The organism is Cupriavidus consociatus (assembly GCF_017814975.1).
Lineage (GTDB): Bacteria > Pseudomonadota > Gammaproteobacteria > Burkholderiales > Burkholderiaceae > Cupriavidus > Cupriavidus consociatus.
Window position 1 is genome coordinate 23524 of sequence record NZ_JAGIQA010000015.1, and the last position, 24194, is coordinate 47717.

Annotated in this window: 22 protein-coding genes; 12 read left to right on the top strand and 10 right to left on the bottom strand. The window is 64.9% G+C overall.

The genetic code is table 11. The features are described from left to right. Positions 1 to 149 precede the first annotated feature (149 nt). The 7 genes from J8I82_RS20580 to J8I82_RS20610 form a co-directional block, all read right to left on the bottom strand. Positions 150 to 1319 carry an iron-containing alcohol dehydrogenase gene (locus tag J8I82_RS20580; protein WP_245179946.1) on the bottom strand — a complete coding sequence of 390 codons (1170 nt, stop codon included), beginning with the start codon at positions 1317 to 1319 and terminating at the stop codon, positions 150 to 152. Between the two features lie 23 nt (positions 1320 to 1342). After that, the gene (locus tag J8I82_RS20585; RefSeq protein WP_209760623.1) at positions 1343 to 2974 is read right to left on the bottom strand and encodes an acetate--CoA ligase; all 1632 of its coding nucleotides are present in this window, start codon (positions 2972 to 2974) and stop codon (positions 1343 to 1345) included. Positions 2975 to 3036: 62 nt separating this feature from the next. Continuing rightward, a complete protein-coding gene (locus J8I82_RS20590; protein WP_209760625.1) occupies positions 3037 to 4215 on the bottom strand; it encodes a CaiB/BaiF CoA transferase family protein in 1179 nt (392 codons plus the stop codon). 19 nt (positions 4216 to 4234) lie between these two features. After that, positions 4235 to 5008 carry an SDR family NAD(P)-dependent oxidoreductase gene (locus J8I82_RS20595; RefSeq protein ID WP_209760627.1) on the bottom strand — a complete coding sequence of 258 codons (774 nt, stop codon included), beginning with the start codon at positions 5006 to 5008 and terminating at the stop codon, positions 4235 to 4237. Further along, entirely contained in the window at positions 5008 to 6180 is a 1173-nt protein-coding gene (locus J8I82_RS20600) for an acyl-CoA dehydrogenase family protein (RefSeq protein WP_209760630.1), read from the bottom strand. Before J8I82_RS20600 ends, J8I82_RS20595 begins: the two co-directional genes overlap by 1 nt. A gap of 37 nt (positions 6181 to 6217) precedes the next feature. Beyond that, positions 6218 to 7327, bottom strand: a complete 1110-nt coding sequence (locus tag J8I82_RS20605) for a phosphotransferase family protein (RefSeq protein ID WP_209760632.1) — start codon at positions 7325 to 7327, stop codon at positions 6218 to 6220. Positions 7328 to 7330: 3 nt separating this feature from the next. After that, positions 7331 to 8566: an ABC transporter substrate-binding protein gene (locus tag J8I82_RS20610; RefSeq protein ID WP_209760634.1), complete on the bottom strand. Its 1236-nt coding sequence runs from the start codon at positions 8564 to 8566 to the stop codon at positions 7331 to 7333. 199 nt (positions 8567 to 8765) lie between these two features. Here J8I82_RS20610 and J8I82_RS20615 point away from each other — a divergent pair, with 199 nt between their 5' ends. Continuing rightward, positions 8766 to 9524: a FadR/GntR family transcriptional regulator gene (locus tag J8I82_RS20615; RefSeq protein WP_209760636.1), complete on the top strand. Its 759-nt coding sequence runs from the start codon at positions 8766 to 8768 to the stop codon at positions 9522 to 9524. 12 nt (positions 9525 to 9536) lie between these two features. On the opposite strand, the gene J8I82_RS20620 is transcribed toward J8I82_RS20615, so the two are convergent. Continuing rightward, positions 9537 to 10442: a LysR family transcriptional regulator gene (locus J8I82_RS20620; RefSeq protein ID WP_209760638.1), complete on the bottom strand. Its 906-nt coding sequence runs from the start codon at positions 10440 to 10442 to the stop codon at positions 9537 to 9539. A 179-nt stretch (positions 10443 to 10621) separates the two neighbouring features. Between J8I82_RS20620 and J8I82_RS20625 the strand changes: the two genes are divergently transcribed. The 8 genes from J8I82_RS20625 to J8I82_RS20660 all read left to right on the top strand — a co-directional run bounded on the left by J8I82_RS20625 (position 10622) and on the right by J8I82_RS20660 (position 18851). Then, a complete protein-coding gene (locus J8I82_RS20625; protein ID WP_431831566.1) occupies positions 10622 to 11155 on the top strand; it encodes a 2,4'-dihydroxyacetophenone dioxygenase family protein in 534 nt (177 codons plus the stop codon). Between the two features lie 133 nt (positions 11156 to 11288). Next, positions 11289 to 12602, top strand: coding sequence for an MFS transporter (locus J8I82_RS20630; protein ID WP_245179947.1), 1314 nt, complete (start codon positions 11289 to 11291; stop codon positions 12600 to 12602). Positions 12603 to 12711: 109 nt separating this feature from the next. Next, positions 12712 to 13530, top strand: a complete 819-nt coding sequence (locus J8I82_RS20635; protein WP_209760642.1) for an alpha/beta fold hydrolase — start codon at positions 12712 to 12714, stop codon at positions 13528 to 13530. A gap of 760 nt (positions 13531 to 14290) precedes the next feature. Continuing rightward, positions 14291 to 15049, top strand: coding sequence for an SDR family NAD(P)-dependent oxidoreductase (locus J8I82_RS20640; protein WP_209760644.1), 759 nt, complete (start codon positions 14291 to 14293; stop codon positions 15047 to 15049). A gap of 70 nt (positions 15050 to 15119) precedes the next feature. Continuing rightward, positions 15120 to 16244 (top strand): aromatic ring-hydroxylating oxygenase subunit alpha, encoded by a 1125-nt coding sequence (locus tag J8I82_RS20645; protein WP_209760646.1) that lies wholly within the window; start codon positions 15120 to 15122, stop codon positions 16242 to 16244. Between the two features lie 49 nt (positions 16245 to 16293). After that, the gene (locus J8I82_RS20650; RefSeq protein ID WP_209760648.1) at positions 16294 to 17256 is read left to right on the top strand and encodes a PDR/VanB family oxidoreductase; all 963 of its coding nucleotides are present in this window, start codon (positions 16294 to 16296) and stop codon (positions 17254 to 17256) included. A gap of 38 nt (positions 17257 to 17294) precedes the next feature. Beyond that, positions 17295 to 18119 (top strand): alpha/beta fold hydrolase, encoded by an 825-nt coding sequence (locus J8I82_RS20655; RefSeq protein WP_209760650.1) that lies wholly within the window; start codon positions 17295 to 17297, stop codon positions 18117 to 18119. A gap of 186 nt (positions 18120 to 18305) precedes the next feature. After that, positions 18306 to 18851: a MarR family winged helix-turn-helix transcriptional regulator gene (locus tag J8I82_RS20660; RefSeq protein ID WP_209760935.1), complete on the top strand. Its 546-nt coding sequence runs from the start codon at positions 18306 to 18308 to the stop codon at positions 18849 to 18851. 141 nt (positions 18852 to 18992) lie between these two features. Here J8I82_RS20660 and J8I82_RS20665 read toward each other — a convergent pair whose 3' ends face one another. Together J8I82_RS20665 and J8I82_RS20670 are read right to left on the bottom strand one after the other, a co-directional pair. Continuing rightward, on the bottom strand, positions 18993 to 19682 hold the full coding sequence (locus tag J8I82_RS20665; RefSeq protein WP_209760652.1) for a DUF2848 domain-containing protein: 690 nt from the start codon (positions 19680 to 19682) through the stop codon (positions 18993 to 18995). A gap of 81 nt (positions 19683 to 19763) precedes the next feature. Then, positions 19764 to 20144: a cupin domain-containing protein gene (locus tag J8I82_RS20670; RefSeq protein ID WP_209760654.1), complete on the bottom strand. Its 381-nt coding sequence runs from the start codon at positions 20142 to 20144 to the stop codon at positions 19764 to 19766. Positions 20145 to 20607: 463 nt separating this feature from the next. On the opposite strand from J8I82_RS20670, the gene J8I82_RS20675 reads away from it, so the two are divergent. The 3 genes from J8I82_RS20675 to J8I82_RS20685 are packed head-to-tail and all read left to right on the top strand — an operon-like array spanning position 20608 to position 24032. Next, entirely contained in the window at positions 20608 to 21141 is a 534-nt protein-coding gene (locus tag J8I82_RS20675) for a flavin reductase family protein (protein WP_209760656.1), read from the top strand. A 37-nt stretch (positions 21142 to 21178) separates the two neighbouring features. Further along, a complete protein-coding gene (locus J8I82_RS20680) occupies positions 21179 to 22663 on the top strand; it encodes a 4-hydroxyphenylacetate 3-hydroxylase family protein (RefSeq protein ID WP_209760657.1) in 1485 nt (494 codons plus the stop codon). A 25-nt stretch (positions 22664 to 22688) separates the two neighbouring features. Next, positions 22689 to 24032 carry an amidase gene (locus J8I82_RS20685; RefSeq protein WP_209760659.1) on the top strand — a complete coding sequence of 448 codons (1344 nt, stop codon included), beginning with the start codon at positions 22689 to 22691 and terminating at the stop codon, positions 24030 to 24032. Positions 24033 to 24194 lie beyond the last annotated feature (162 nt).

Genomic DNA, 24194 nt, shown 5'->3' on the forward strand with positions numbered 1-24194 from the left:
GTGAAAGACTCGCGCATGTCGCGCGCACCCAGCTTGACGAGAATCTGGCCGGCGCAACAGTAAGGCTACTGGAGGCATTGACGGCGCCAATGGACGCGCAAATTCTGGGACCGACGAGCCGGGTGCGTAGCGCGGGGGGCGGTGCCGCCTCACCACGCCGACTGCAGGATATCGACCACCTGCTGTGCGCGGTCGATGCGGCGCGGGTTGGCGCGCACCCATTGGTTTTCCAGCGCAAGTTCCGCCAGGGTCCCGAACTGCGCTTGCCCGATGTCGAGTTCCCGCAGCCGCGTGGGCAGGCCGAGGTCATGGATCAGTGCCGACACCAGTCCCGCCGCATCGGCACCGTCATGTCCCAGCGCGCGTGCCACGGCCCGCTGCGCCGGCGCCGTCACGCCGAGGTTGTAGCGCATCACCGCCGGCAGCAGCAAGCAGGAAGTAATGCCGTGCGGGACGCCGAGCGCGCCGCCCAGCACGTGCCCGATGCCATGGCTGGCGCCGTAGCGCACGCGGTTGACGCCGCTGGCGCATAGCCAGACGCCAAGCTGGCAATCCAGGCGCGCCGCATGGTTTGTGGGATCGTCCCGGTGCCGGCGCAAGGCAGCGGCCAGTAGCGTCAGTCCGTGCAGGCAGGTGGCGTCCGTCATCGGCTGCGCATCGACCGAGCAGACCGATTCCACCGCATGGTCGATCGCACGGATGCCGGTGGACAGCCAGAGTTGCGACGGCGTATGCACGGTGATCGCCGGGTCCAGGATCACGCTGACTGGCCCGATGCCATTTGCGGTGACGTGATGCTTGCTGCCGCTGGCCGGATCGGTGCAGCCGGCCAGGTCGCTGAATTCCGCCGCCGACAGCGTGGTCGGCACCGCGATCTGCCGGCACGGCGGCGCAGTTATCTGTGGCACCTGCGGCTGCCCGGCGGCATCGATCCGCACGCGAATGGCATCCATGGCGACGGCCGTGCGCACGTCCTGTGCCAAGCAAGCCAGCGCGACCTTCACGGTATCGATGGCGGTGCCGCCGCCGATGGTGACGACCAGGTCAGGGCGCACCTCGCGCATTGCACCGGCCAAGGCTATCACGGCGTCGCGCGGTACGTGTTCGACGCAAGCATCGAACAGGCCGACCAGCTTGTCGCGCACGCCGGCGATGGCGCCGCTCACCGCGCTGGTGGTGCGGTTCAGGGTGCGGCTGCTGACCACGAACACGCGCGTGGCGCCTCGCTGGCTGGCCTCCTCGGCCAGCACTTGCGCGGCGGGACGGCCGAAATGCACGCGTTCAAGCGGCAGGTAACGATAGGTTCCTACTGGCATCATGACTCCTGGATTGCGGGGATTTTTTATGCGCGTTGGCTGGGCGCCCCGTGCGCGGCGTACTCGCGCTCGCGCAGCAGGCGCCGCATCAGCTTGCCACTGGCGGTCTTGGGCAAGGCGTCGACGAAGGCGATCGCGCGCGGATATTTGTAGGGTGCGGTGATCTGCTTGACATGGTCCTGCAGCGCGCGCGCCAGCGCCTCGTCTGGCGTGAAGCCCGGCCGCAGCGTGACGAAGGCCTTGACGATCTCGCCGCGCTCCGCGTCCGGGCTGCCCACCACCGCGCATTCCAGCACCGCCGGATGCTCGATCAGCGCGTTCTCCACCTCCATCGGGCCGATGCGATAGCCGGCCGAGCTGATAATGTCGTCGCTGCGGCCGTCGTAGTACAGGAAGCCGTCGGTATCGGCATGCGCCAGGTCGCCGGTCAGGAAATATTCCGTGCCCTCGTGCTGCGCGCGGGTCGTCGCGGTCAGGGCGGGGTCGTTCCAGTAGCCGAGCATCACCTGCGGATGCGGCAGCCGCAGTGCAAGCTGGCCACTGGCGCCGGGGGGCAGCGGGCGCCCCTGTTCATCCAGGACCGCCAGCACCGAGCCAGGCAGCGGCAGCCCCATCGAGCCGGCACGCGTGGGCATATCCGGCGGATTCACCACCGTCATCAGCGTTTCGGTCTGGCCGTAGCCTTCGCGCAGTTCCACGCCAGTGGCTTCGCGCCAGCGGCGCACCACTTCCGGATTGACCGCCTCGCCCGCGGAAGCGGCCAAACGCAACCGGCTCAGGTCATGGTCGGCGAAGCGCGCGTTGACCAGGTGGCGGAATTCCGTCGCGGCGCCGCAGAACACGGTGACGCCGTGGCGCGCGATCAGCGCCAGCCGCTCGGCCGGATCGAACGGGCCGTTGTAGAAGAGCACGGCGGTGCCCACCGACCACGGCCCGAACAGGATGCTGGTGCCGGCCTTGCTCCAGCCCGTATCGGCGGTGCACCACATCAGGTCGTCCGCGCGCAGGCCCTGCCAGTGGGTGGCGGACACGCGCCAGCTGTAGAGCGCGCGTGTTGCGTGCAGCACGCCCTTGGGATTGCCGGTGGAGCCGGAGGTGTAGTAGAGGATCGCCGGTTCATCCGGCGCCAGGTCGGCGCAGGTGAACTCGTCGCTGCAGCCGGCCAGCGCGGCGTCGAAGTCGATCCAGTCGGGGGCGCCGCCCACGGCAATGCGGGTGCCAATGCCATGGATGCCGTCGAACTTGCCAAAGCTGCCGCGATGCGCGATCACGGCGGTCGCGCCGGCATGGTCGATGCGGTAGCCGATGTCCTTTGCCGTCAGCATCTCGATACAGGGGATCGGCACCGCGCCCAGCTTGAGGCAAGCGACCATCGCGATCTGCCAGTGCGCAATGCGGGGCAGCATGACGATCACGCGATCGCCGCGGCGCACGCCCGCGCCGGCCAGCAGGTTGGCGCAGCGGTTTGTCAGCCTGCGCATGTCGCCGAAGGTGTAGCGGCGCTCGGCGCCGGTGTGGTCGCACCACAGCAAGGCTAGCTTGTCGGGCTGCTGCCGCGCATGTGCGTCCACCACGTCGCGGCCAAAATTGAAGCTTGCCGGCAGGCACCAGCGGAAGCGCTCGTAGGTGTCGGCGTAAGCCGTCATCGGGTCGGGCATGTCTTGTCTCCTGCGGCGCTGCGATGGCGCCGCCTGCATTGGCATCAGGTATAGGTTCGGCGCTAGATCACGGCACGTTCGCGCAAGTGCGCGATCTCGTCAGCGGAATAGCCGAGCCCGGCAAGCACCGATTCGTTATGCTCGCCCAGCCGCGGCGGCGGCAGCCGGATGCTGCCGGGCGACACGGAGAATTTGATCGGAAAGCCGAGCTGGGGGATGCGTCCTTCGACCGGGTGGTCCAGGTGCTGAAGCATGCCGCGGTGGCGCAGTTGCGGATCATCGAAGGCCTCCGCCATGGCGTTGACGGGGCTGGCCGGGATGTCCGCCTGCGCCAGGCGCTCGACCCACGTATCGCGTGGCTCGGCCCCAAATATCGAGGTCAGGACGGCCTTCTGCAGCAAGGCATCTTCTCCGGCCGGCCATTGCATCGGCTTGAAGTCCGGCCGGACGATCAGGTCGCAGAAGCGGTTCCAGAAGTGCGGCTCGATGATGCCGAGCGAAAGGTGACGGCCGTCGGCGCAGCGATAGACGTTGTAGCAGGGCGCCTGGCCGATGAAGGGCCGCTCGCCGCCGCGTGGCTCGACGCCGCCGAACAGGTAGTCCGCCGCGTGGTAGCACAGCCAGCTCACCAGGCCGTCGGTCATGGCGATGTCGACGAACTGGCCGCGGCCGCTGGCACCGCGCGCCGCCAGCGCGGTCAGGATGCCGACCGCCGCCATCAGCGAGCCGCCGCCGACGTCGGCGATCGACAGCCCCGGCACGATCGGCCCCGTCTCGGGGGTGCCGAACAGTTGCAGCGCGCCGGTCAGCGCCATGTAGTTGAGGTCGTGCCCCGCTGCCTGCGCGCGTGGACCGTCCTGGCCGTAGCCGGAAATCGCGCAATACACCAGGCCCGGATTGGCTGTGGCCAGCACATCGTAGTGCAGGCCCAGGCGCCCCATCACGCCGGGGCGGAAGCCTTCCACCACCACGTCGGCATCGCGCGCGAGCCGCAGGAATACCTCCTTGCCCTCGGGGGCTTTCAGGTCAAGCGTCAGGCTGCGCTTGTTGCGGTTGAGCAGCAGGAACGATCCCGATTCCTGCTTGTGGATCGGGGCGAACTGCCGGTTGTAGTCGCCTTGCCCGGGTTGCTCGATCTTGAGCACGTCGGCACCGTAGTCGGCGAGCAGCTGTGTGCAGAACGCCCCGGGCAGCAGGCGGGTCAGGTCGAGGATCTTCAGTCCTTCCAGCGCGGAGGTCATGTCGGTCTCGCAGGGGTTGTCAGGTGGCGGTCCAGCCGCCGTCGACCAGCAGGCTGTGGCCGGTGACGTACGCGGCGGCCGGCGACGCGAGGAACACCGCGGCGCCCGGCACGTCGGCCAGGTTGCCGAAGCGGCCCAGCGGGATCCGCGACAGCAACTTCGCGCCGATATGCGGATGGGCGACCACGCTGGCGGTCAGGTCGGTCTGCACGAAGCCGTAGGCGATGGCGTTGACGCGGATGCCGTGCTCGGCCCAGTCGTGGGCCAGCGCCTTGGTCAGTTGCTCCACGCCCCCCTTGGAAGCCACATAGGGTACCTGCCGCTTCAGGCCGATATGCCCGGCGATGGAGCTGATGTTGACGATTGTGCCCTGCCGGCGCGGCAACATGGCGGCGCCCAGCTCCCTGCAGCAGCGATAGACGCCGCTCAGGTTGACGTCGAGAATCCGGTGCCATTCCGCCGCGGTGGTGTGCTCCATCGAAGCATAGTGCGGATCGATGCCGGCGTTGTTGACAAGGATGTCGATCTGCCCGAAGCGGTCGAGCACCGTGTCGCGCAGGCGCCGGATCTCGTCGTCGCTGGCCACGTCGGCGGTCACCGCCAGCGCCTTTCCACCGCGACCGGCGATGGCGTCAGTCACGTCGGCCAGCGTCCCGCCGGTGCGTCCGCAGACCGCCACGGCGGCGCCATGTGCCGCCAGGGCTTCCGCGATCGCGCGGCCGATGCCGCGGCCGCCGCCGGTCACCACGGCCACCTTGCCGCGCAGGTCGAACAGCGTTGCATGGTTGGTCATCACGCCGCCTCCGTACGCAGCACGCGCCGCGCAATGGCCCAGCGATGGACTTCGGAAGGGCCGTCATAGATGCGGAACGCGCGCGCCTCGCGGAAGATCTGCTCGACCACCGTGTCGCGCGTCACGCCGAGCCCGCCCAGTACCTGCATGCAGCGGTCCGCCACGCGGAAGATCGCCTCGGCGCAGAACACCTTGGCCATGCTGGACTCGTGCCGCGCGTGCAGCCCCTGGTCGAGCAGCCATGCCGTATGCCAGATCGACAAGCGGCACAGGTGCATGTCGATCTCGTTGTCGGCGAGCATGAAGCCGACGCCTTCATGCTCGCCGATCGGCTTGCCGAATGCGTGCCGTTCGAGCGCATGCGCGGTCGCGATGTCATGCGCGCGGCGCGCGGCGCCGAGCCAGCGCATGCAGTGCGTGAGTCGCGCGGGCGCCAGCCGCACCTGCGCATAGCGCAGGCCCTGGCCGACTTCGCCGAGCACCTGGTCGGGGCCGACGCGGCAGCCTTCGAAGAACACCTCGGCATGCCCGCCGGCAAAGCTCTGGTCGATGCTGTCGATGATGCGGCCGATGCGGATGCCCGGAACGCGCAGGTCGGTCAGGAACATGGTTGGCCCGCCGCCCTCGCCAGGCACGCGCGCCATCACGATGGCGAAGCCGGCACCATCGGCGCCGGTGATCAGCCATTTGTGGCCGTGGATCACGTAGCCGTCACCGTCGCGCTCCGCCGTGGTCTGCAGCAGCGCGGGATCGGAGCCGGCGCCGGGATGCGGCTCCGTCATGCAGAAGCAGGAGCGGATCTCCGCCGCCGCCAGCGGGCGCAGCCAGCGCGTCTTCTGCGCGGGCGTGGCCACGGCTTCCAGCAGGTGCATATTGCCTTCGTCGGGTGCGGCGCAATGCAGCGCAAGTGGCCCGAGCAGCGAATAGCCGGCTTCCTCGAACACGACCGCGCGGCCGAGATGCGACAGCCCCAGGCCGCCCCATTGCTCGCCGACGTGAGGCGCCAGCAGCCCCGCCTCCCGCGCGCGCGCGTTGAGTGCCACGCGCAGCGCCTCGGTGGGGCCGTGCGCGCCGCGGCCGGGATCTGCCTCGAAGGGCAGGATCTCGTCTCGGATAAACGTCGCGGTGCGCTGGCGCAGCGCCTGCAGCGGCGCGGGTAAGGTGAAATCCATCTGGCTTGTCTCCATATTGCGGATGTGCGTGTCCGCCTTAGCTCGCGCGTCCGCGCGCGATGTCGTGCGTGAAATCCAGGATCGACCGGCCGATGTGACCGAAGCGGCCATAGCGGGGCTCGGTGGTGGCGCCTGAGAGAAAGCGCGCATGCAGCTGCAGGAACACCACGCCCAGCTTGAACATCGCCAGCACGCGATGGAATGGCAGGTCCGACAGGTCGCAGCCGGTGCTGCGGCGATAGGCTTCGACGACCTGCGCGCGCGACGGGAATCCCGGCGCGGTGGTTGGCATCTGGCGCAGTTCACGCACGGTGTCGGGATCGCCCGGCTCGGTCCAGTAGCTGAGCAGCGTGGCGAGATCGAACAGCGGATGGCCACGCGTGGCCATGTCCCAGTCCAGCACGGCGCGCGGGCGCAGGGTTTCGGGATCGAGCACGACGTTGTCGAGCTTGAAGTCGCAGTGCAGCAGCGTCGGCTTTGCGTCCTGGGGGCAATGCGCGCACAGCCACTGCGACAGCTCGCGCACGGCGACGCGGGGCGCCGCGCCATCGAGCGCTTCGGCGCGGCGCGTCCAGCCTTCGATCGCGCGGGACAGGAAGCCCTCGGGTTTGCCAAGGTGATCCAGGCCGACCTCGGCGGGGTCGGTGCCGTGCAGCTGCACCAGCAGGTCGACCAGCGTGCGGGCAAGCCGCGGCCCGGCGGCGCGGCTGTCCAGCCACGGCGGCAGGTCGGCGCCGATCGTCAGGCCCGGCCGGTACTCCATTACCAGGAAGTGCGCGCCCAGCACATCGGGATCGACGCAGTACAACAGGCTGCGCGGCGCCTGCGGGAAGCGCAACCACAGCCGGCTGCTGAGCACGCGGTGCTCGCGCGCCATGTCGTTGGCGCCGGGCGGCAGCGGACCGGGCGGCGGGCGCCGTAGCACGCAGGGCTGCCCGTCCAGGCGGATCAGGTAGTTGAGGTTCGCCAGACCGCCGGCAAACTGCCTGGGCATCTCGGACAGGTCGAGCTCATGGCCGAGCCCGGCGAGATAGCGGCGCAGACGGGTCCAGTCGAGCGGCACGGTCTGGGCGCGCGGCCGGAAGCCGGGGAGTTCCGCGTCGGCTTGGGTGTGCAAGCGCGGCGCCGCCGGGAGGATCGATGCCACGGCTTACTCCTTGCGCGCGCCGGCGCAGGTCGATTTGGCGAGCGGCAGGAAGGCTTGGTCGCCGGGGATGACCTGCCGCACATGGTAGTAGTCCCACGGGTACTTCGACTCGGCGGGCGCCTTCACTTGCAGCAGGTACATGTCGTGCACCATGCGTCCGTCTTCGCGCAGCTTGCCGTTGCGCGCAAACATGTCGGCGACGGGCAGCTCGCGCATCTTCCTCACCACAGTCATCGAATCGTCGCTGCCGGCGGCCTGCACCGACTTCAGGTAGTGCAAAACGGCGGAGTAGACTCCGGCCTGCGCCATCGTCGGCATGCGCTTCTGCACCGCATGGAAGCGCCTTGACCAGGCGCGCGTCTGCTCATCGAGGTCCCAGTAGAAGCCTTCCGTCAGGAACATGCCCTGCGCCTTGTCCAGCCCAAGACTGTGCACGTCGGTAATGAACATCAGCGTCGCCGCCATGGTTTGCTTGCGCGTGATGCCGAAGTCCGCTGCCTGCTTGATGGTATTGGTGGTGTCGTTGCCGGCATTGGCCAGCGCGATCACCTTGGCCTTGGAGGCCTGCGCCGCCAGCAGGTAGGACGAGAAGTCCGAGCCGGGGAACGGATGCGTCGAGCGGCCGACGATCTTGCCGCCGCCGGCGGTAACCACCTCCGAAGCGTCTTTCTCCAGCGCGCGTCCGCCGGCGTAGTCGGCCGTGATGAAATACCAGCTGTCGCCGCCGCGCTTGAGCACGGCGCGCGCGGTGCCGGTTGCCAGCGCATAGGTGTCGTAGGTCCAGTGCAGTGCAGTGGGCGTGCAGTCCTCGTTGGTGATGCGCGTCGAGGCACCGCTGGAGACGATCACGAGCCGCTGCTTTTCCTTGGCCAGCTTGACCGCGGCCAGCGATGCCGAGGACGCGGGCAGATCGACGATCATGTCGACCTTGTCCTCGTCGAACCACGCGCGCGCCTTGGTCGATGCGACGTCGGGCTTGTTCTGGTGGTCGGACGAAACCAGGCGGATCGCGAACGATGGTTTGGCGCTGCCCTTGAAATCTTCTACCGCCATCTTCGCCGCCAGCACTGAGCCTGAACCGGACAGGTCGGAATAGATACCCGACAGGTCGGTGAGGACCCCGATGCGTACTTCGTTCTCGGAAATGGCGGGCGCGCTGGCGGGCCCTTGCGCCAACGCGGGCGGCAGGGCGAGCGCCAGCGCCCACGCCATCGCCGTGGTGAGTGGTTTGCGTTGCATTTGTCTCCTCTCCTGGGCCGCGAAAACGGCCGGTGGGTGTGGACCGGCCTTTGTCGGTTTGTCTGACAATCAGAATAGCAGCCACTTTTTGCTTGTCAAGCGGCCTGGTGAGGTTTGACAGGAAGGAAGTGATTGAATAGTCTGATGGTCAGACAAAGGACTTGCCGGTGCACGCGCCGGCCCAGACAAGGAAACCGCGTTGGAAGCCGCATTCGAAAAAATCCGCACCGTCCCGGCCTACCGGGTGCTGGCCGAGGCCATGATCGAGCGCATTCTCGATGGCCGACTGCGCGAAGGCGATCCGCTGCCGACCGAGGCGAAGCTGTGCGAGATGTTCGGCGTCAACCGCTCCACCGTGCGCGAAGGCATCCGCGTGCTGGAGGAGGCCAACCTGGTGCGCCGCGAGCATGCCAAGAAAATGGTCGTGACGCGGCCCTCGGAGGCGGAGGTCGGCAAGCAGCTGGAGCGCGCGCTGGTGCTGCACGAGATCGTCTTCGACGAGCTATGGCAGGCGATGTCGGTGCTGGAACCCCCGATGGCGCGGCTGGCCGCGGCGCGTGCCACGCCCGAGGCGCTGGAGCGGCTTGACGACAACCTGCGCAAGACCGAGCTGGCACTGAAGGCAGGCGCGAGCCTGGTGGAACTGGACATCGAGTTCCACGGCATCGTCGCCGGCATGAGCGGCAACCGCGCGCTGGTGCTGGCGCGCGAACCGCTCAGCCGGCTGTTCTATCCGGCGTTCGCCGCCGTGATGACGCGCGTGCCGGTGGCTGGCAAGCGGCTGCTGGACGCACACATGGCCATCGTCGCCGCGATCCGCGGCGGCGATGAGGATGCGGCCGAAGCGTGGATGGAGAAGCACGTGCAGGACTTTCGGCGCGGCTACCAGGCTGCCAAGCTCGATCTGCAATCGCCCGTGGCCTCGCCGCACAAGGCGGCGGCTGCGCGCGGCGAGTGATGCCGCAAGGCGCTACCGCGCCCAGGGCTGCGCCGCCATCCGCTCGGTCAAGGCATCGCAGAAGACCTTGACGCGCGGGCTGAGGTGCTTGCGGTTGGGGTAGACCAGGTACAGCGGCTCCTTGGACGGATCCTGGTAAGACTCAAGCACCGGCACCAGGCGGCCGGCATGCAGATCCTCGCCGATATGGAACTCGGCTAGCCGCACGATGCCAAAGCCGCCGAGCGCAAGGTCGCGCGCGATCTCGCCCTGCGTGGTGTCGACCACGCTGGCCGGCCGCACACCGTAGGTCGTGCCGTCCATGGCACGGAACGGCCACACATTCCATTCGCTGACAAAGCTGAAGCCGACGCAGGTGTGCTGCTGCAGATCGTCGGGCGTCCGCGGTGTGCCGTGGCGCGCCAGGTAGGCGGGCGCGGCGCAGACGATCCACCGGCTCGACGCGATCTTGCGCGCCACGCGCGATGAACTGGGCAGTGCGCCGCTATGGATGGCGATATCGACGCCCTTGTCGAACGCGTCTTCATACTGCGGCGCAATGTGGAACTCTACCGACAGTCCCGGGTGCGCCTGCAGGAACTGCGGCAGCCACGGCACGATCTGGTGCCGCGCGAACGTCAGCATGGTGTGGATGCGGATCCTGCCGTGCAGCGCTTCGCCAAGCGCTTCGCCGTGCGCTTCGGCATCGGCCATCGCCTCCACCACCATCTCGGCGCTGGGCAAATAGCGCTGTCCCTCCTCTGTCAGCGCCACCGTGCGCCCCTGGCGCACGAACAGGCGAACGCCGAGCCGCGTCTCCAGCCGCGCCACCAGCTTGCTGACCGCCGACGGCGTGAGGTCGAGATTGCGCGCGGCCGCGGAAAAACTGCGGCTGCGTGCCGATTGCAGGAATGCGACGAGCTCTGAGTATCTGTCCACGGTCCCCTGCCTGCACCCCTTTCATAAGCCGGCATTGTCGATGCATCGCGGCAGCGCGACCTGTGCCGGCGTGTCACAGCGGCTATTCCGCCGCGGTGCTGGTTCGCGGCGCCATGGCGAAACACAATGCGCTCAACCCTGCCTGGACAGGGTCCGGTACTCACACAAAGGAGCTCGCTGTGCAAGTGTATTCGCGCAAATTCCACAATCCCCGTGGCGTGCAGGCCGCGGTGAATCCGCTGCCGCCTGACGCGCGCCCGGACATCTTTTTCGGCAACCTGACAGACGTCGACGACATTCGCTGGATCCCGCAGGCCGACGGCGTCTCGTTCCTGCCGCTGTGCCTGGGCGTGACGCAGGGATATTACGTCAATCTGCTGCGCGTCCGTAAGTCTGGTGTGCTGTCCTGCCACAAGCACTTCGGCGCGGTGCACGCCGTTGTCCTCAAGGGCCGCTGGTTCTATCTCGAGCATGAAGAGATGTACACCGAAGGCTCCTTCATCATGGAGCCGCCCGGCGAGACGCATACGCTGGTGGTGCCCGACGACGTGCCGGAAATGGTCACCTGGTTCCACGCCATGGCGGGCTACATCTACGTCGAGGACGGCAACATCATCGGCCACGAGGATGTCTTCACCAAGCTCGACGCCGCGCGGCGGCACTACGAGGAAAACAGCCTGGACCAGCGCGACCTCGACAAGCTGATCCGCTGAGGCGCGAGCCCGGATCGCCGCCCTGGCAATACGACGGCATCCCTGCGGCATCACGGCAGCACCGCGCGGCGGCCGCCGCGCGCGACAACACAGAGGACCTTGCCGACACCGAGCAAGGACCCGCGGAGACAATATGGAAATGCAGACCAGCCAGGCCCAGGACCTGGCACAAGCCCCTCGCGCCCCCGCGCGCCGCACAGCCGTGCGGACCATCTTCGCCGGCAGCATCGGCAACACGGTCGAATGGTTCGACTGGTCGGTCTACACGGTTTTCGCCGTTTATTTCAGCAAGCAGTTCTTTCCGGGACAGGACAGCACTGCCGCATTGATGTCCACCTTTGCCGTGTTCGCAATAGGGTTCTTCATGCGCCCGCTGGGCGGCTGGCTGATCGGTGCGTTCTCCGACCGCTACGGACGACGCAGCGCGCTGACGCTGTGCATCATGATGATGGCGGGCTCGTCCTTCGTGATCGCGATCCTGCCGACGTATGCGCAGATCGGCATCTGGGCACCGGTGCTGATGACGGTCGCGCGCATGGTTCAGGGCCTGTCGGTCGGCGGTGAATACGGCGCAGCCACAACCTACCTGACCGAATCGGCGCCTGCGGCGAGGCGCGGCTTCTATGGCAGCTTCCTGTACTTCAGCATTGCCGCCGGGCTGTTGCTGGCGTCCGGGATGGCGTGGCTGATGACGCGATACATGACACCGGAGGCCTTGCATGAATACGGCTGGCGCATCCCGTTCTTCCTCGGCGGCTGCGGCTCGCTGTTCGGCTTCTGGCTACGCCACGGGGTCGACGAGACGCAGGCGTTCACCCGGCTGAAGGCGGCGGGCGAAATCCGCCGGCGCTCGCTGGGCTGGGTCTGGCGGCACCACCGCGGCGCGATGCTGCGGCTCATGGGCAGCACCGTGTTGCCCGCGTTCAGCTTCTACCTCTTCGTCAGCTATATGCCGGTCTACGCCATGCGCAAGGGCGGCGTCCCGCCTGAGCTCGCGTTCCAGGCGAGCGCGATCGCCATCGCGCTGTTCATGCTCGCGCTGCCGCTGTGTGGTGCGCTGTCGGACAGGCTGGGACGGCGGCCGCAGCTCGTCGCCTTTGCGCTGGCCAATTTGCTGTTCCTGTATCCGGTGGTGTCGCTGCTAGATGCGGATTTCCGGACGCTGCTTTTGATCGAGTGTTTCGGGATGCTGACATATGCGCTGTATGCGTCGATCGCGCCGTCGATCATGGCCGAGTGGTTCGATACGCAGGTCCGCGGCGTGGGCATCGGGGCCGCCTACAACCTGGTAGTCGCGCTGATCGGCGGCACCACGCCGTACCTGCTGACGTGGCTGTCGTCGCGCGGACAGGAGGGGTGGTTCTTCCTCTATGTCGGCTGCGGCGCCTTCGTCACACTGGTGACCTTCTGCAAGATGCCGGAAACGCGCGGCATGCCGCTGCGGTAATTGCGAAAAAATCGTGGACAGGCATCCGCCCATGCGGGCTGCTGTTGCATCCGGGTGAGCCGGAGCAAAATCTTTTTCTTCCTTAACCTCAGGAATGCGAGGCAACGACATGCAAAGACTGACCATCGACGTGGACGGCGTCGCCACCAGCTATCTAAGCGCCGGAGACCCGGCGGATCCCGTGGTGCTGATGATCCACGGCACTTTCTGGAGCCGCGTATGGCAGCCGGTGCTGGACGAGGTGGCCGCAGCCGGACTGTTTTGTGTAGCCGTGGACCTGCCTGGGCTCGGGCACTCTGATGGCGAACTGACGGTCGAGACCGCATCGGTCCCGGCTCTGGCGGGATGGGTGGAACGGTTTGCGCACGCGCTTGGAATTGCCGGCCCGGTGGGATTGGCGGCGCACGACATCGGCGGCGGTATCGCGCAGCACCTGGTGGTGCATGGCCACATTGGCGTCAGCCGCCTCGCGCTGCTCAATGCCGTGATGTATGACTCGTGGCCGGTGCCTGCCGTGGCGCGCTACCGCGACCCCGCCGTAGCCGCCGCCACCACGCATGAGGAACTGGTTGCGGCGCGGCGCACCGCCATCACGCGCTGCCTGGACCGCGCGGCAACGCCCGAGCGGGTGGAGGAATACCTGGCGCCATGGCTGCAGGCGCGCGTCGCGCGGAACTGGATTGCGCTCGCCGCTGCGGCGGACAACCGCTATACGAAGGCATTGGTGCCGGCGTTGCGCGAGTCGCCGATTCCCAAGCTGCTGGTCTGGGGCGAGGACGACCCGTTCCAGCAGATCGAGCACGCCGAACGCTTCGCGCGGGAGATGCCGCACGCGCGGCTGGTGCGGATTCCGCATGCGTGCCATTTCCCGGCGGAGAATGATCCTGTCGCGGTGGCGAAGGCCTTGCGGGAATTTTTCCGGCCCTGACGTGGCCGCGCGGCGGGGCGGCGCTGCAAGTCACGCTGCGCGGCGAGCCAGGCGGCTTCTTCATCGCTGAACAACTCCGACTGAATAGCGTGCAGACGCCGCCGGCTTCGAAGGAAGCTTCCGCATGGCTGTGCTGGAAGCCATTCACCAGTGGACGGGTGGGAGCGCTGGGCCAGTCGTCTATGGCCGCTCGTGGACGTGGCGCATCGAGTATCAGGCGATGCGACGCGCGCTGCGGTGGAACCGGAAAGGCCAGTTATCGCTATTTTTCATAAGTGATTCAATGCGCATACAAGAGACTTCCCATACAGCGGAAGCGTAAACCCCAATAGCTGCCTGTCTTCGTTGAAAATATTGTTTGTCTACAAATAGTAGACAACACGCTCGAGCCGCAAACTGACGCTAGGTGGTAGCGCGTTCACATAGAGCGCGTGAGATGCCCAAAGCGTGAGAAGCCCAAAGGTATTTCCGTACTTCGCGGCTCGTCGACCAGAGGGCGGTTTCACTTGAGCGGTCTCCGCAAGCCAATGTCCGGCCACGATCCGAGACATCCATCCCGATGGAAACGAGCATGCTGCTGCGCGCTTGCCCGAGCACGTCTGCACCGTAAGCCACCCCCGTTAGGGTTTGTCCCATGGACACATCTAACATCAATAGCTATATTTTTACGTAAGTTAGCAAGCTATCTTTGTTATGTAATTGACGATGCGGAGTGGCAGGCCCGCAGCAGTCAACGAAACTCATCTGGAGGAGACAAAACGTGAACACTGCGAATCTTTTGAGTGGCCGTACTGTGATCGTCACGGGCGCAGCGACTGGTATTGGCCAGGCGTTTGCGTTGGGCCTTGCTACCCAAGGCGCCAACGTTGTTGTAGCTGATATGGGCCCGGCCGATGAGACGATGCAGGCGCTCAAAGACGTCGGCGGTGACGCGCTCTACGTCAAGACAGACGTCAGCGACGAGCAGTCGGTGCAAGGCATGGCCAAAGCGACGCTTGAGAAGTTCGGCTCGATCGATGGCCTGGTCAACAACGCCGCCTATTTCCGCGAGGTCAAGCTCACCAGCTTCGAGGAGATTGATCCGGTCCAGTGGGATCGCATCTTTGCTGTCAACGTGAAAGGCGTCTGGCAATGCTGCAAGGCCGTTCTCCCCGCCATGCGCGAGCAGCGCCGCGGCGCGATCGTGAACATCGCTTCGGTGGTTGCCCTCGCGGGCCAGCCGGGCTATCTGCAGTATGTGTCCAGCAAGGGCGCAGTGCTGGCGATGACGAAGGGGCTGGCGAAGGAGGTCGGGCAGCATGGCGTGCGGGTGAACTGCATCGCACCGGGCTTTGTGCTGACCGATGCGACGAAGAACCGTCCCACGGAATGGCAGCAGTCATTCCTCAAGGCGCGTGCGCTGTCACGCGAGCAACGTCCGGATGACCTGGTCGGCACGGCCATCTATCTGGTCTCGGATCTTTCCGGATTCGTCTCGGGACAGACCATAGTCGTCGACGGCGGACACATCATGCACTGAAGGCGGGGCGCGCCGGGGCCCTGAGGGCCTGGCGTTCTGCATCGACTGACTGTTGACCTGGAGCTTTGAGATGAACGCAGTGATTACGCACGTGAAAGGCCCCGCCGCGATGAAGCAAGGTGCCGACCGATTCCCCCGCAATGCATGGTATGTCGGCCTGTGGGCGCATGAACTGCCGGCGGGCAAGCTCGTGCCACAGACCATTCTGTGCGAGCCTGTTGTCTTCTTCCGCAAGGAGGATGGCTCGCCTGCCGCGATCGTGGACCGCTGCTCGCACCGTTTCGCGCCGCTGTCGATGGGCAAGCTGCTTCCCGGCGACCGGGTCCAGTGTCCCTATCATGGACTCGAATTCGGTGCGACCGGTGCCTGTGTCAAGAATCCGCACGGCAACTGCACCGTTCCGAACGCGGCCCATCTGCGATCGTTCCCCGTCGTGGAGAAGCACGGCTTTGTCTGGATCTGGATGGGCGATCGCGTTGCCGACCCGGAATTGATTCCGGACTATAGCTGCCTTGATACAAGTCCCGCTGCGCACGTCACGACGCCAGGGTACCTGAAGATTGCAGCGCACTACGAGCTGATCGTCGATAACCTGCTTGACCTGTCCCATACCACGTACGTGCACGAAGGCATCCTGGGCACGGCGGGGACGGTCGTCGCCGATATCGGCGTCGAACAGCGAGGCGATGTGGTGGTCGTGAGCCGTCCGTCCAAGGATGCGGAAACGCCTGGCATGCTCAAGATGCTGAGCGGGCTTGAGCGAGGCGACCAGTGGAGCACGATTTCCTGGTATGCGCCGTCGAACCTGATCCTGGAGTATGGCGTCAGCAAGGTTGGTGAGCCCAAGGAGAACGGGACCGGCTATTTTGCGCTGCATCTGCTCACGCCGGAGAACGAGCGGTCCACCCACTATCGCTACAGCGCGGTGCGCTGGAACGTGATGACCCAGGGCGAGGAAACGAACGAGGAGATTCGCGAGAAGATCGGCAAGCTCCGGACCTTCGCATTCGCGGAACAGGACGCGCCCATTATCGAAGCCCAGCAACGCCGCATGGACGAATCGCCCACGCCGATCACGCCGACCCTGCTAGCAATCGACGCAGGACCGATGCGCTATCGCCGTGTGCTCGACCGCCTGCTGCAGCAGGAACGTGTTGCCAATGAGGTGGACGGTGAGGCGAGAAAGGCTTCGTGAAGATAAGCGGTCCGATTTTGGGTAAGGAAAGAGCAAGCGAGGAGATACGATGACTACCAACAGCCTAGAGGTGTCCGTCATCGCAAGGGAGCGCGCCGCGAGCGATATCGTTCGCATCACGCTGGCGTCGCCGGACGGTGAGCAGTTGCCGGAGTTTGTCGCGGGCTCGCATATCGACGTTCACGTCGATGCGGACCTTGTCCGGCAATACTCGCTCATCAACCACCCTGGTGAACGGGGCCACTATGTGATCGGGGTGTTGCTGGACGGAAAGTCTCGCGGCGGGTCCAAGGCGATCCACTCGGACTTCAACGTGGGGCGTTCCGTCCGTATCGGCTCTCCCCGGTGCAACTTCCCGCTGCTGGCTTCGGCGAAGCATTCCGTTCTCTTCGCCGGCGGGATCGGGATTACGCCCATTCTGTCGATGGCCCGCGAGCTCTCCGCCCGAGGCCAGGCATATACGCTCCACTACTGTTGCAGAAGCCGGGACAAGGCGGCGTTCCTCGAAGAGATCGCGGCCCTGGGTCTTGGCGAAAAATTCAGGCTGCATCTGGACGATGGCACCCCGGACCAGCGGTTCGTGCTTGCGGATTGCCTGCCGGAGATGGAGCCGGACACCCACATGTACATATGTGGGCCGGAAGGTTTCATCAATCATGTGGTGGGTGGGGCGGAGGCGGCAGGCTGGCCGGCCTCTCAGGTACACGTCGAGCGTTTTAGCGCCAACGTGGATGTGACCGGCGATTCCTTTGTCGTCGTTGCGGCGCGCAGCCAGGCGGAAGTGGTGGTCTCGAAGGAGGAAACCATTGTCCAGGCCCTGGCACGCGTTGGCATTGCGGTCCCGGTGTCGTGCGAGCAGGGGGTATGCGGCACCTGCCTGACGCGGGTGATCGAAGGCAAGCCCGACCATCGTGACATGTTCCAGACCGACGAAGAAAAGGAAGCGGATAGTCAGTGCATCACGCCGTGCTGCTCGCGATCGATGAGCGGCAGGCTGGTTCTGGATCTTTGAAACGCCGTTGATAGGCCATGACTTTAATGACCTCTGATATGACGAAGACTGCTGGGACCGCGTGGAGCGTGTCGGAAGTGCTCCGGGGGCGCTCGGAGCGAAGGACTGTGGTTGCCGGCGGTTTGGCCTGGTCAGTGCTGGAGGCCGGGCAGGGGCGTGAAACGCTGGTTCTCCTGCCCGGTACCTTGGGCACTGTCGAGGTCTTCTACAAGCAATTGCTGAAGTTCTCGGAGACATGCCGCGTTGTCGTGCTGGGCTATCCCGGGGCCTCGAATCCGGAGGCGATGGCTGCTAGCTTTCGTGAGCTGCTGAAGGAACTGGACATCGACAAGGCCCACTTCGTCGGCTCGTCGCTGGGTGGATACTGGCTGCAGGTCTTCCTCCGGGGCGACACCGCGCGGGTCAAAAGCCTTGTCCTAGGGAATACGTTCCTGGACCCTGCCCGCCTGCGTTTCATCCGAATGTTCAGCACTGCCTTCCTTGCCGAGAACGATCCGGATGCCGTCAAGGATGCCTGGCTTGGATTTGTGCAGGCGCTGCCGAATCCGGAGTTGAAAGACTTCATGCTCGAGGCGGCGGGTGCGCGGCAATCCGCAGCGGAGCTTGACGGCCGATCTCGCACCATCGCTGTCGCAAATCCCGTCGCGCCGCTCGATCTCCCCTCGGACCGGATCACCCTGATCTGGTGCGAGGACGACAAGGTCATCCACGCCGAGACGTGGAAGGAACTGGTGAGCGCCTATCCTGATGCACGCAGAGTCGAGCTTTCCACCGGTGGCCACTACCCCCATCTCTTGGTGGCGGATGACTACAACGATGAAATTCAGTATCGCGTGAACTGCCGGTACGGCCAGGCGGGCTGAATCGGGCCGAAGTTTGGTTGAGGTTCCTGCCAGGCGGGCAGCGCCGAAGGCTGCCTGGGCAGCGACGAACTCGGGCGGATCGATGATCCTTTCTGCCGCGCTGGCACCCGCCCAGCGCGGCATTTTTTACGGCCCCTTTGCGAGGATGCTCACCTTTCTTGCGGAAGAGAGAGATTCGGACCGATGATGAAGACGAAGCACACAGACTTGACCCTTACCGTCACGCATCCCGAGTGCCTGGTGAATGGTTCGGACCGGGAGTTTCGCACCCTGGTGAACGGCCTGTTACCGTTTGCCGCACGGCTGCTGTCGGTTCGGGATGGGTTCGGAAGCCTCATTGATCTGACCGGCGCACAGTATTCGATCATCCGCTCCATTGCGACGCTCCATGCGCTATCGGGGGAGGTCACTGTGAACCAGGTTGCGGAGTATCTCCACCTGAGTGGAGCGTTCATTACCATCGAAACCGGGAAGCTGAAGAAGCTCGGAATCATCGACAAGAAGTCTCATGCCGAGGACAGACGAAAGATGTGCCTGAGCGTGACGGCAGAGGGAGACCGGCTTCTGGATGAACTCCTGCCGGTTCAGCAGCGGATCAACGATGTGCTCTTCGAAGGTGTCTCGCTAACCGAATTCAGATTGCTGTGTTCGGTCATTGATCGGCTCGTTGTCAATGGTGACCGCGCGGCGCTCGATCTCGGTCACCTGCAGGTCCGCCGCTGCCACGGTTGAGATTGGCGGCCGCGAGGGCGCGGAGGACTGAATTGGGAAACTGACCTCGATTGAATGAGCGGCTCACGCCGCTCAGTTCGAGGTCAGTACAGGCCGCGGGAGCCCGGCGGCCTGAGCGGCAGGCAGGGCGAGGGGAGTGTCCTAGCCTGCAATGGGCAGCGTCGAAACGGCGTAAGTGTGGCGCAGCGTGCGTTGAAGAACCGGATCCTCCAGTTCGATTTCGAATTGCTCGGCGGGGCGGATGCCGCCAATTGCCGGCAGCGTGCCACACAACATCGCGCTGCCATCGCCGAACTTTCCGCCATGGTTGGCGAAGCGTTCCAGCAGGTCGGCGGGGGAGCGCATGGCGGTGACAGGCCCTTCCTGGTACAGCACCCGCTCCCCACCGATGGTGGCGTACGAGCGCAGCACCAACTTGTCCCAATGTCCCCGGACCTCCTCGAGCCGCCACAGCGTGGAGGCGCATGGCTTCTCGCACATCTGCTTGGAAAGCGTGATGCCATAGGTTTCCGCTTCGCGATCCGTATGGTCTGACGCAATCCCTACCAGGATATCGCTGCCATCACCGACGAGGAGGAATTCCGCCTCGCCACTGCTGGCTTCGCCGCTCACCTGGATGTCGGAAGCGGGCCCGAGTCGTTCCGCCGCGACGCGATAGAACACCGGTGTGTACGGCGGGCGCTTTACGCCGAGTTCCTCAAGTTCCTTGATATGCGCTTCCATGGCTGCCACGTCGCGGCCGGTCCAGCCTGCCACGATGAGCTGGCCGATGACCAGCGCGCGCTGCTGCTTGCCCTGGCTGCTTTCGATGTCAAAAGTGAGGGTTTTCATGCTCAGTTCTTGTCGTGCGAGTGTGGATGACATTGGCCGTCTGGCAGGAACGTCTTCCAGCAGGCCTTTCGGTTGGACCGATCAAGCCGGATCGTAGTAATGGATTTCCAGCAGCATGCAGCCCCCGTGGGACTTGAACGGGCCATGGAAGGCGCCCGGCGGTCGGCATGCGTAGGTGTTAGGCGAGAACGCCTCGCCGCCTTCACCGTTTGCGTCGTTGCCGACGGTGAGGTCGCCACTGAGCAGGAAGACTTCTTCCCAGTATTCATGCACGAAGGGGGACTTGGTGAACACGCCCGGGTCGAAGCGCAGGAGCCGCGTGCGGCTGCCCGCGCGAACGCCTTCGTCCAGCGATCCGGACAGGATCTTCTGCTGAATCCCCGCGGGGTAGCCTTCCGGGACCTCCCAGCCGGAGGACAGGTCCAGTGTGTGGAATTCGTCGTGCAGTTTGTTGATAGCCATGGTGTCTCCGTGATCAAGGCAAGGGAACGTACAGAAAATTAACCAGGTGCAAAGTAAGCTTTAAACAAAGCTTTGCAAGTTAGCTTTTATTGAACGTCAGACACTGATGGCATGCAAGTTGGTGGAAACCCTAGCGATTGGTCCGACGTGAGTGCGCTGGCGCAGGTGGCTGGACGCCGGCGGGAGCGAGATGCGCAGGCGCTCGGTGGGAAGTAGGGGTGGCCCTACACGTGCGCCCTCGGTACTGCCGGCATGTTCGAGGGAACATGTGCCCCGGTCTGATAGGCGCGACCGCCCGCCAATCCTTATGCAGCAGAAGATCCCGGCTGGCGAGCGTTGTATTGCGCTGCTTCCGAGGGTTTCCACTACCTTGCATGGTTCCACACTTTCACGTTGAATAGTAGCTAATAAACAAAGCTATTAAACGAAGAGAAGATGCGGCGTAACCAATGCGGGAGGCAAGATGGCTGAATCAAGGAACAACCAAGGTAACGCGCAAGTGGATGTAGATGCACAGCGCAAGTTCCGCAACACCCTCGGCATGTTCGCAACCGGCGTGGCAGTCATCACGGCCCGGCGGGACGAGGGCGCGCCGGTTGGTATCACGGTGGCATCGTTCAACGCGGTTTCGTTGGATCCGCCGTTGATCCTGTTTTCGGTCGATCGCAGATGTCTGAGTCTGGGCGACCTGAGCGCCGCGCCGCGATATGCGGTCAATGTCCTCGCCGAAGCTCAGCAGGACGTTTCGAACCGGTTTGCCAGGGCGTGCTCCGGAAAGTGGGACGGCATCGAACTCGCAGCTCGTCAGCAGGAGCACGTCCTGTTGCCGGATGCCCTTGCCACTTTCGAATGCGAACCCTATGCGCAACACGACGGCGGAGACCACGTGATCTTCATCGGACGCGTCGTGAATCACCAGGCCCGGCACGATGGCCGGCCACTGATCTTCTTCGGCGGAAAGTACCGGGTTCTTGAAGATATCCGCACCCACGCCTAAACGCAGAACGCACAGACATACAGGACAGGAGAACGACATGATCAAGACGGGCAACCAGCATATCGCCATGCTGCGCGATGGTCGCGAGGTGTACATCGATGGCAAGCGAGTCAGCGATGTCACCACGCATCCGGCATTCCGCAATTCCATTCGCAGCTATGCCAACCTCTACGATTTCCAGGCGCGTCCCGGGCAGGTCGACAAGATGACCTTCCGGCCGGAGGGCACAGACAAGCGGGTGAGCCGCATCTGGCAGTTGCCCACCAGCTACAACGAGCTCGTCGAGCGTCGTCACATGCTGGAAGCGTGGACCGAGCTCCACTACGGGTTCATGGGACGCTCCCCGGATCACGTCGCGTCCTGCATCTCGGGCATGGTCATGGGCATCGACGTGTTCGAGCAGGCGGATCCCGCACGCGCTGGTGCCCTGCGGGATTACTACAGGTACGCCCGTGACAATGACCTGTTCCTGACCTATGTGATCGTCAACCCGCAGGCGAACCAGTCAAAGGCTGCCCACGAGCAGGAGGACAAGTATCTGGCCGTGGGGATTGTCGACCAGGACGCGGAAGGCATCACGGTGCGTGGTGCAAAGATGCTGGCTACCAGCGGCATCATGGCCAACGAGGTGTTCTGCAGTTGCATCCAGCCGCTGCGCGAGGGCGACGAGATGTACGCGCTCTCGTTCGCCATCCCGATGAACACCAAGGGGCTGAAGGTGCTGTCGCGCAAGTCGTACGAGGCCAATGCGACGTCGGTTTTCGACAATCCCATGGCCAGCCGCTTTGACGAGAACGATGCCGTGCTCTACTTCGACGACGTCAAGGTCCCCTGGGAGCGCATTTTTGTCGCGGGTGACGTGGCCATGTGCGCCAGACAGTTCCATGCAACGCCTGCTCACGTGTACCAGAACTACCAGTGCCAGGTACGGCTGATGGTGAAGCTGCGTTTCCTTGTGGGCCTGGCTCACAAGATTACCGAGATCAATGGCACCAGCGGCTTTCCTCAAGTGAAGGAAATGCTCGGCCAGCTTGCCGCGGAAGCGGGGATGGTCGAGGCGTGGGTGTACGGCATGGAAGCGAAGGGACAGGTGACCCAGGCCGGCTACTTCGTACCGGACCGCGGCATGCTCTATGGCTCTCAAGTCGTGACCCAGCAGCTTTACGCCAAGGTGCTCAACACACTGCGCGAACTCGCCGGAGGCGGGATGATCATGCTCCCTTCGAGCATCGAGGACTTCAACAACCCGGCCCTCGCCGAGATCATCGCCAAGACGCAGAAGTCCCCGGTTTGCAGTCCGGAAGAGCGCGTCAAGTTCTTCAAGCTTGCCTGGGACGCGGTTGGCTCCGAATTCGCGTCGCGGCACAACCAGTACGAAATGTTCTATGCAGGCGCCACCTTCGTGACCAAGGGACATGCGTACCGCACGTACGACTGGAAGAAGGCATCGGGTCTCGTGGATAACCTGCTGGGCAGCTACTCGCTGCAAGACGAGTTGTCCACACAGGCCCGGGCTGCCTAGCCGCTCACGCTTCGGAGAATCGACCATGGCGACAACCATCTCCTTCGCGCAGCGCCAACTGGCTGACGGCAGCGCCAATGCCTTGTCATTGCTGACATCATGCGTGGAGCGCATCTTCGATCCAGGCGGCGAAGGCAGCAGGGTCTTCCCGCACGGCGTGAGTATGGCGGCGCACAAGCAGGCGCAGTCCAGTGACATGCTGCGTGAGCAGGGCGTTACCGGCCCCTTGTCCGGGATCCCGATCTCGGTCAAGGACCTGTTCGACGTCCAGGGCGACATTACGCGGGCTGGCGCGCGTGTCATGCCGGAACAACCTGCCGTTCAGGACGCGCCTGCCATTGCGCGGCTGAGGGCAGCGGGCGCAGTGCTTGTTGGCCGTACCAACATGACCGAGTTTGCCTACTCTGGTGTCGGCATCAATCCGCACTATGGCACGCCCCGCAATCCGTATGACCGGCAAGCCGGGCGCATTCCCGGGGGCTCGTCCTCCGGTGCGGCCGTCTCGGTAACGGATGGCATGGCACTGGCCGCGATCGGGTCTGACACAGGCGGCTCATGCCGGATCCCCGCCGCGCTTTGCGGGATCGTCGGCTTCAAGCCGACGGCGAGCCGCGTGCCTCTGGACGGCATCGTGCCGCTGTCAAGCTCCTATGACTCCGTCGGATGTCTGGCCAACACCGTGGCTTGCTGTGCCGCCGTCGACGCAGTGCTGACCGGCGAGGCTCCGCCACGCGGTGCAGCGCAGCTTGCCGGGCTGCGTCTGGCAGTACCGGCGGGAATCGTCCTGGACGGGATGTCCGCTGAAGTTGCGGAGGTCTTCAGCCGAACGCTGCGCCGGCTGTCCGCATCGGGCGCGCTGCTCAGAGACGTGACCTTCGACAGTTGGAACGGTTTGACGGACCTCGGTGCAAATGGAGGCCTGGTTGCCGCGGAAGCCATGGCCTGGCATGCGGAGCTGATTGACAGTCAGGCCGACCGCTACGACCCTCGCGTGCTGTCGCGTATCCGCTTAGCGGAAGGGCAGGGTGCTTCCGACTACGTGCGCATGCTGCGCAGACGGGCGCAGCTTTGCCATCGTGCGGACGGCGAGCTTGCGGAGTTCGATGCGGTCGTGTTGCCCACGGTTCCCATCGTCGCGCCGGGCATCCATGAGTTGGAGCACGACGAGGCGTTCTTCAGTACCAACCGGCTTCTGTTGCGCAACCCGGCCATCGCGAACATGCTCGACCTTTGCGCGCTGTCTGTCCCATGCCATTTCCTGGGCGATGCGCCCGTTGGCCTCATGCTGTTTGGTCGGCGCGGGTCAGACCGCCGGCTACTTGCCATCGGCATGGCGGTGGAAGCCGCGTTGCGTCACGAGCGAGGCTAAGCAGCGGCGCTGCATTCTGCATGTGAGGGCCAAGCAAATTGGGGCGATGCGCCCCCAATTTGCTTGGCGTTCTGGAACGTCTACATGCTGGCTCTCTTCCCTCCTGGCCGCGCCGCGGTGACAACACCGCGTCTCAGACTTCGTCGCAAGATCTTCGCGCTT